Origin of the sequence: Senegalia sp. (in: firmicutes), from assembly GCF_052088025.1 — a bacterium.
Lineage (GTDB): Bacteria > Bacillota > Clostridia > Tissierellales > SIT17 > Anaeromonas.
The window spans coordinates 23,959-29,958 of record NZ_JBQCYD010000018.1 but is presented as its reverse complement, the minus strand read 5'-3'; the positions used below and the strand labels follow the sequence as shown (position 1 = coordinate 29,958).

Genomic DNA, 6,000 nt, shown 5'->3' with positions numbered 1-6,000 from the left:
AGTTTGAATCAGCAATTGCACGTGGAAATGTTAAGCTAATAGAAGATAAAGAAGAACAAATAAAAGCTATGGAAATAATTTGTAAGAAATACACACCTACTAAAATGGATTATTTTAATGCTGCAATAGAGGCAGGACTTAAAAGAACAAATATATATAAGGTAGAAATAGAAAATCTCACAGCTAAAAGGAAAAAGTATGATGAAAATGGTGAAGAAATGAAGTGAGTAAGAATTCAATAAAAAAGGATTGTTTATTTTAAAACAATCCTTTTTTATATTTCAAATTCCCTGAAGAATGGTATAATTGTATATACAATAGATGAAGCTTTAGTTTTAAAATATCTTAAGAGGTGAAAACAAATGGTAAACAAAGATTTTGATAAATTAGTATTAAATAGAGCATCACTTCCAGCAGATCCAGAGAAATTTTTTGAAGGAATGGGTCATTTTAGAGAACTTATGATGATGTATAACTCTGCAATTAGAGAAGTTACTACAAAGCTTACAATATTAAATGATGAATTATCCCTTGGAAATAGAAAAAATCCAATACAATTTATAAAATCAAGGGTAAAAAAGCCACTTAGCATAGTGAATAAGCTTGAGAAATTAGAAAAAGAAATTAGTGTAGATTCTATTATGAATTGTTTAAATGATGTCGCAGGAATAAGGGTGATTTGCTCCTTTATTGATGATGTATATAAAATTTCAGATATGCTAACAAAGCAAGATGATATTAGATTGATTAAAATTAAAGATTATATCAAAAATCCTAAAGCTAATGGATATAGAAGTTATCATATGATAATTGAAATACCAGTATTTTTTTCAGATAGCAAAAGGTGGATTAGAGTAGAGATTCAAATTCGGACAGTAGCAATGGATTTTTGGGCAAGTTTAGAGCATGAATTAAAATATAAAAAAGATCTAGAAGATTCAAAGGATATTGAAGATGAATTAAAAAAATGTGCAAAAGTAATAGCAGAAACAGATTATAAAATGCTTAGTATTAGAAATCAAATAGAAGGAAAAAAATAAGGGGGATAGAGTATGAGTTCAAAAGTTAGGGATTCAATAGTAATAATCATTATTTTGTTTTTATTAGGTAATGTACTTGTATTTACAGGTTTTGTCAAAGGTGCTGATATGGCTTTTTCTTTAATAGGACCACAGTCATTTGAAGAAGAAGAATGGTACGTTCCGGATGGAATGATTTTAGGAAGTACCTATGTCCCTGTTATAATAGGTATTTCTCTTATAATATTATCTATAATATTTTCAACAGTCTTATTCATAGATTGGTATAAAAAAGATATAAATAAAACAAAGGAGTGAAATTATGGAATTTAGATTAGCTAGATATGAAGATGTAGATGAAATTATGACTATAATAAAAAAAGCACAAGAATTCATCCATAGTAAAGGAATAGACCAATGGACTAATGGATACCCAAGTAGGGAAGTAATAAAAAAAGATATAGAAAATGGATATAGTTATGTATTAGAAAAAAACAATAAAATATATGTGACAGGTTCAGTTAGTTTTGATTATGAGTTAACTTATAATGATATTTATGAAGGTAAATGGATTACTAATGATAGATATTCTGTCATACATAGAATGGCTATAGATATGGATTACAAAGGTTCGGGACTATCAGATGAGTTTTTAAAAAATGTAGAAGATTTAGCAAAAGAGAAGAATATATTTAGTATAAAGATAGATACACATAGAGAAAATAAATCTATGCAAGGTTTTTTAAAGAAGAATCATTTTATATATTGTGGAATAATATATATAAAAGATGGAAGTGAAAGATTTGCATATGAAAAGGTATTGGATAGATAAAATATTATATTGACATAAGTGTAATTATTTTGCTTATTTATTAACAAATAGGGTAATCTAATAATAAATAATTTATTTGAGAACAGGGGTGTTTAAAATTAAAATTAAAAAGATTATTTTGATAATTATTTCATTTTTAATGTTATTTAATTTATTTGGAGCTGAAAAAATCTATGCAAAAGACCAGACACTTGAAAACTTAGACATAAAAGTATTTATTAATGATGATGGATCTGCCTCAGTAAGTCAAAGGAGAGAAGGAACATTCAAGGAAGGAACTGAAAATTTTTTAGTTGTAGGAAATTTAGGAAAATCAAAGATAAAAGATTTTAAAGTTTTTGAAAATGGAAGAGAATATGAATTTATAGAAGATTGGGATACAGAGAAAAACATAGAAGAAAAGGCTTTTAAAAATGGTCTTATAGAAACATCTAATGGCTATGAATTAATCTGGGGCATAGGTGAATATGGAAGACATGAATATGTTATAGAATATACTGTAACTGATTTTATAAAGGAAGTTACAGATAATCAAATGCTATTTTGGAGATTTGTAAATGATAAAACAAATACTCCACCTCAAAATGTGCGTATTACCATTGAATCAAATGAAAAATTCACTAAAGAAGATGAGGAAATATGGTCTTTTGGATTTGACGGAAATGTTGAGTTTGATGAAGATGGGATGATTGTTGCTAAAAATACAAAGCCACTTACTGAAGATAGCTATGTGACAATACTAGCTAAATTTGAAAAAGGCATGTTTGAAACTAACGATTACATAGAAAAACCTTTTGGAAAAATAAAAGATCAAGCTTTTGCTGGTAGTGATTTCGGAGGACGCGCTCAATCATCTAACTTTTTTTCCATTGCTACAATAGTTGTTATCTTTGCTATTATACTAAACTTTTTTCTAATGAGGGGTAGGTATAAAAAAAGTAAGGATAAAAAATTCAAAAGAAAATATGTGGGAGAATATTATAAAGATTATCCATATAAAGGCAATATTATAGATGTTTATTATATTTTATATAAGATGGGATTAAATTCTTTTAAAAATATATTAAATGGATTTTTACTCAAATGGATAAAAGAAGGCAAGATAGAAGTATCTAACTCACAAGATCAAAAAATACAAATACATTTTTTAGATAAAAATTCTCCTAAAGAAGAATCTGAAGCTAAACTATATAATATCTTGCTTGAAGCAGCAGGAGATAATGACATATTAGAAGAAAAAGAATTTGCAAAATGGTCGAAAACTAAATATAGTAAAATCTCAGATTGGAAAAAGGAAGCTAAAGAAAAATCAATAGAAAAATTAAAATCACTTGGATATATAGAAGTAGAAGAAGAAAGAAAACTATTATTTAAATCAAAAAAATATCATTTAAGAGGAAAGGGAAAGGAAATAGAAGACAATATATATAAATATATAAATTATCTATATGATTATTCAGTACTAAGAGAAGATGAAAATACAAATTTTGAAGTGTTGGATAATATGATTGTTTGGGCTGGATTCTTGGGATTAACAGATGTAGTTAAAGGACAATTTGAAAAGATACATCCAACTTATACTCAAGCAACAATGTATATGGGTAATTCTATATTTATGACAAACTCCTTTGCAACAAGAGCAGCACTAGCTCAAGTATCTGCCAATAATTCTGTAACAGGTGGAAATAGCAGTATAGGAGGAGGCGGTGGTTCCTTCGGTGGAGGCAGTGGAGGAGGAACTAGATAATAGATGTTTAAAGGCATCAGCTAATTTTTAGCTGATGCCTTTAAACTTAACTAATTTTAGAGATTGTATTAACAACAGCAAATATCATTACTGAAGCTAGATTTGCTGTGGTATTATCAAGGTCAAAACGAGGTGAGACTTCTGCTATATCAAAAGATACAGCTTTTTTTGATTTAAGTATATATTTCAAAAAATTTAAAACTTTATCAGGATAAAGGCCTAATGCTTGAGGAGCACTTACTCCAGGAGCAAAGGCAGATGAAAAAACATCAGAACAAATAGTTACATATAAATGATCCTTATCTTTCATAAAATTATCCACTCTTTCAAGTATAGGATAATAATCCATATTTGTAAGGTCTTTAGCTAATATATATTCTACCCCTAATTCATCAGCTGTTTTAAATAACCTCAATGTATTGCTATGTTTTTGAATTCCAAGACAAAGATAAGAATAATCTATATTTTGAGCTTTAGTTAAACCTGCTATCTGATTAAACATAGTACCAGATGTCCCGCTTTTTTCATAAGGTCTTAAATCAAAATGAGCATCAAAGTTTATTATTCCTAGATTCTTTTTCTCCTTATTTTTTTGCAAATGTTTTAATACTCCCTTGTAATGACCAAAGGCAATACTATGATCTCCACCTAACAATATAGGGAATAAATTTAAGTTTAATATTTTTTCCACTGCCTCAGCTAGTGAATTCTGTGCATCTTCTAAAGTAGAGTTGTCACAATTTATATTACCTGCATCAAAAAGGCCTATATCTTTTGAAGATTGCCATGGTAAATTTGAAAGTTCTTTTCTAATGCTACTTGGACCCTTTGCTGCACCAGTTCTTCCCTTATTTAATTTAACCCCACTATCACATTCAAAACCAAGCAGAGCAAAGCCACGCTTGCCTTCAAAGGCTTTTAAACTTTCATCATTTAAATCAATTGTTTTTATCCATTGATGCCATCTGAAACTATCAAAGTCATCTTCGCTATCAATTCTACCAGTCCATTCTGATTTATTTACTTTATTGTAATTTTTATAATTCATAGATATCTCCCTCTTATAATATTATTTGTATATAATGCTATCATATTTTCATATATTTTTCATGAAAATAATACTATATGATATAATATAAAATAGTAATACCTAAAGATGAAATTAAAGATAAATATACTTGGAGTGATTAATTTGAAATTACCAAAATGGTTACAAGAAGCAAGAGAAAGTTATATTGTAAGGCAAACAAGAAAAGTTAAAATACCTAAAATTGAAAAGTCATCTATTTTAAGAAAAAGATTAATATTTTCTGGAAAAGTTCAAAATGTTGGATTTAGATTAGAAACTTATGAAATGGGAAGACGATTAGGATTAACTGGATTTGTAAAAAATAGAGAAGATAAAAAAGTAGAAGCAGAAATACAAGGAGAAGAAAAAAAGATTGATTATTTAATAAGCTATCTAAAATCTGTAAAGCGAATAGAAATAGAAAAGATAGGTATGAAAGAGATACCAATTATAAAAGATGAAGAAGAATTTGAACCATATAAAAACAAATAAAAAATATCATAGTTAAAAGGAGATGTGAAAATGGATAGAAGTTTTATGAAATCTAGATTTAATGAATCAATAGAAACGGATCAACAAAAGAAAATAGCTCAACCACCACTACAAAAGCCTTATAACAAAGATGATCAAATAATAGATTTACCAAATGTGGATAAGAGTATAATAAAAAAAGATGATGTTTTTTCTTGTATATTAGATAGAAATAGTAATAGAAAATTTTTAGATGAAAAAATCACTTTAGAAGAATTATCTTATCTACTCAAAATGACCCAAGGCATAAAAGAGGTAAAGGGAAATAATTATGTAGGATTTAGACCTGTTCCTTCAGCTGGAGCAAGGCATCCCTTTGAGACTTACTTAGTAGTATTAAATGTAGAAGGATTAAAAAAGGGGATATATAGATATTTACCCTTAGAACATAAATTATTATTTATAAAGGAAGAAGAAAATTTAAATCAAAAGATAACCCAAAACTCAAACAATCAAAAATTTGCAGGTGATTCAGTAGTAACTTTTATATGGGCTTGTATCCCTTATAGAACAGAATGGAGATATGGAGATAGAACATATAAGATTGCCTTACTTGATGCAGGTCACATTGGGCAAGCACTATATATGGCTTGTGAAACTATAGGACTTGGAACATGTGCAATAGCATCCTACAATCAAAAGGAAATAGATAAGTTAATAGAAGTAGATGGGGAAGATGAATTTGCAGTATATGTTTCACCAGTAGGAAAAATATAAAAATACAAATAATGTTGATATCACAATTGTATAGAGACATAATATTATTTAAGGGGAATTAAAATGGAGAAAATGCAGTATTTAA

General features: G+C 27.9%; 8 protein-coding genes. 7 read left to right on the top strand and 1 reads right to left on the bottom strand.

The genetic code is table 11. From position 1 onward, the window contains the following. The 5 genes from ACTHUW_RS06595 to ACTHUW_RS06575 all read left to right on the top strand — a co-directional run. A partial coding sequence (locus ACTHUW_RS06595; protein ID WP_442212842.1) for a pyridoxamine 5'-phosphate oxidase family protein occupies nucleotides 1-227 on the top strand: 227 nt, incomplete at its 5' end. A gap of 135 nt (nucleotides 228-362) precedes the next feature. After that, nucleotides 363-1,040 carry a GTP pyrophosphokinase gene (locus tag ACTHUW_RS06590; RefSeq protein WP_442197264.1) on the top strand — a complete coding sequence of 226 codons (678 nt, stop codon included), beginning with the start codon at nucleotides 363-365 and terminating at the stop codon, nucleotides 1,038-1,040. 12 nt (nucleotides 1,041-1,052) lie between these two features. After that, on the top strand, nucleotides 1,053-1,337 hold the full coding sequence (locus ACTHUW_RS06585) for a hypothetical protein (protein WP_442197263.1): 285 nt from the start codon (nucleotides 1,053-1,055) through the stop codon (nucleotides 1,335-1,337). Between the two features lie 4 nt (nucleotides 1,338-1,341). Next, complete coding sequence (locus tag ACTHUW_RS06580; RefSeq protein WP_442197262.1) at nucleotides 1,342-1,851, top strand: GNAT family N-acetyltransferase; 510 nt, start codon at nucleotides 1,342-1,344, stop codon at nucleotides 1,849-1,851. An 88-nt stretch (nucleotides 1,852-1,939) separates the two neighbouring features. Continuing rightward, the gene (locus ACTHUW_RS06575) at nucleotides 1,940-3,598 is read left to right on the top strand and encodes a DUF2207 domain-containing protein (protein WP_442197261.1); all 1,659 of its coding nucleotides are present in this window, start codon (nucleotides 1,940-1,942) and stop codon (nucleotides 3,596-3,598) included. A 46-nt stretch (nucleotides 3,599-3,644) separates the two neighbouring features. Here the strand turns inward: ACTHUW_RS06575 and hutG are convergent, their stop codons facing one another. Next, nucleotides 3,645-4,646 (bottom strand): formimidoylglutamase, encoded by a 1,002-nt coding sequence (gene hutG / locus ACTHUW_RS06570; RefSeq protein WP_442197260.1) that lies wholly within the window; start codon nucleotides 4,644-4,646, stop codon nucleotides 3,645-3,647. A gap of 144 nt (nucleotides 4,647-4,790) precedes the next feature. Between hutG and ACTHUW_RS06565 the strand changes: the two genes are divergently transcribed. Further along, complete coding sequence (locus tag ACTHUW_RS06565; RefSeq protein ID WP_442197259.1) at nucleotides 4,791-5,159, top strand: acylphosphatase; 369 nt, start codon at nucleotides 4,791-4,793, stop codon at nucleotides 5,157-5,159. Between the two features lie 30 nt (nucleotides 5,160-5,189). After that, nucleotides 5,190-5,915, top strand: a complete 726-nt coding sequence (locus ACTHUW_RS06560) for a SagB/ThcOx family dehydrogenase (RefSeq protein WP_442212840.1) — start codon at nucleotides 5,190-5,192, stop codon at nucleotides 5,913-5,915. The last annotated feature ends 85 nt before the right edge of the window (nucleotides 5,916-6,000 follow it).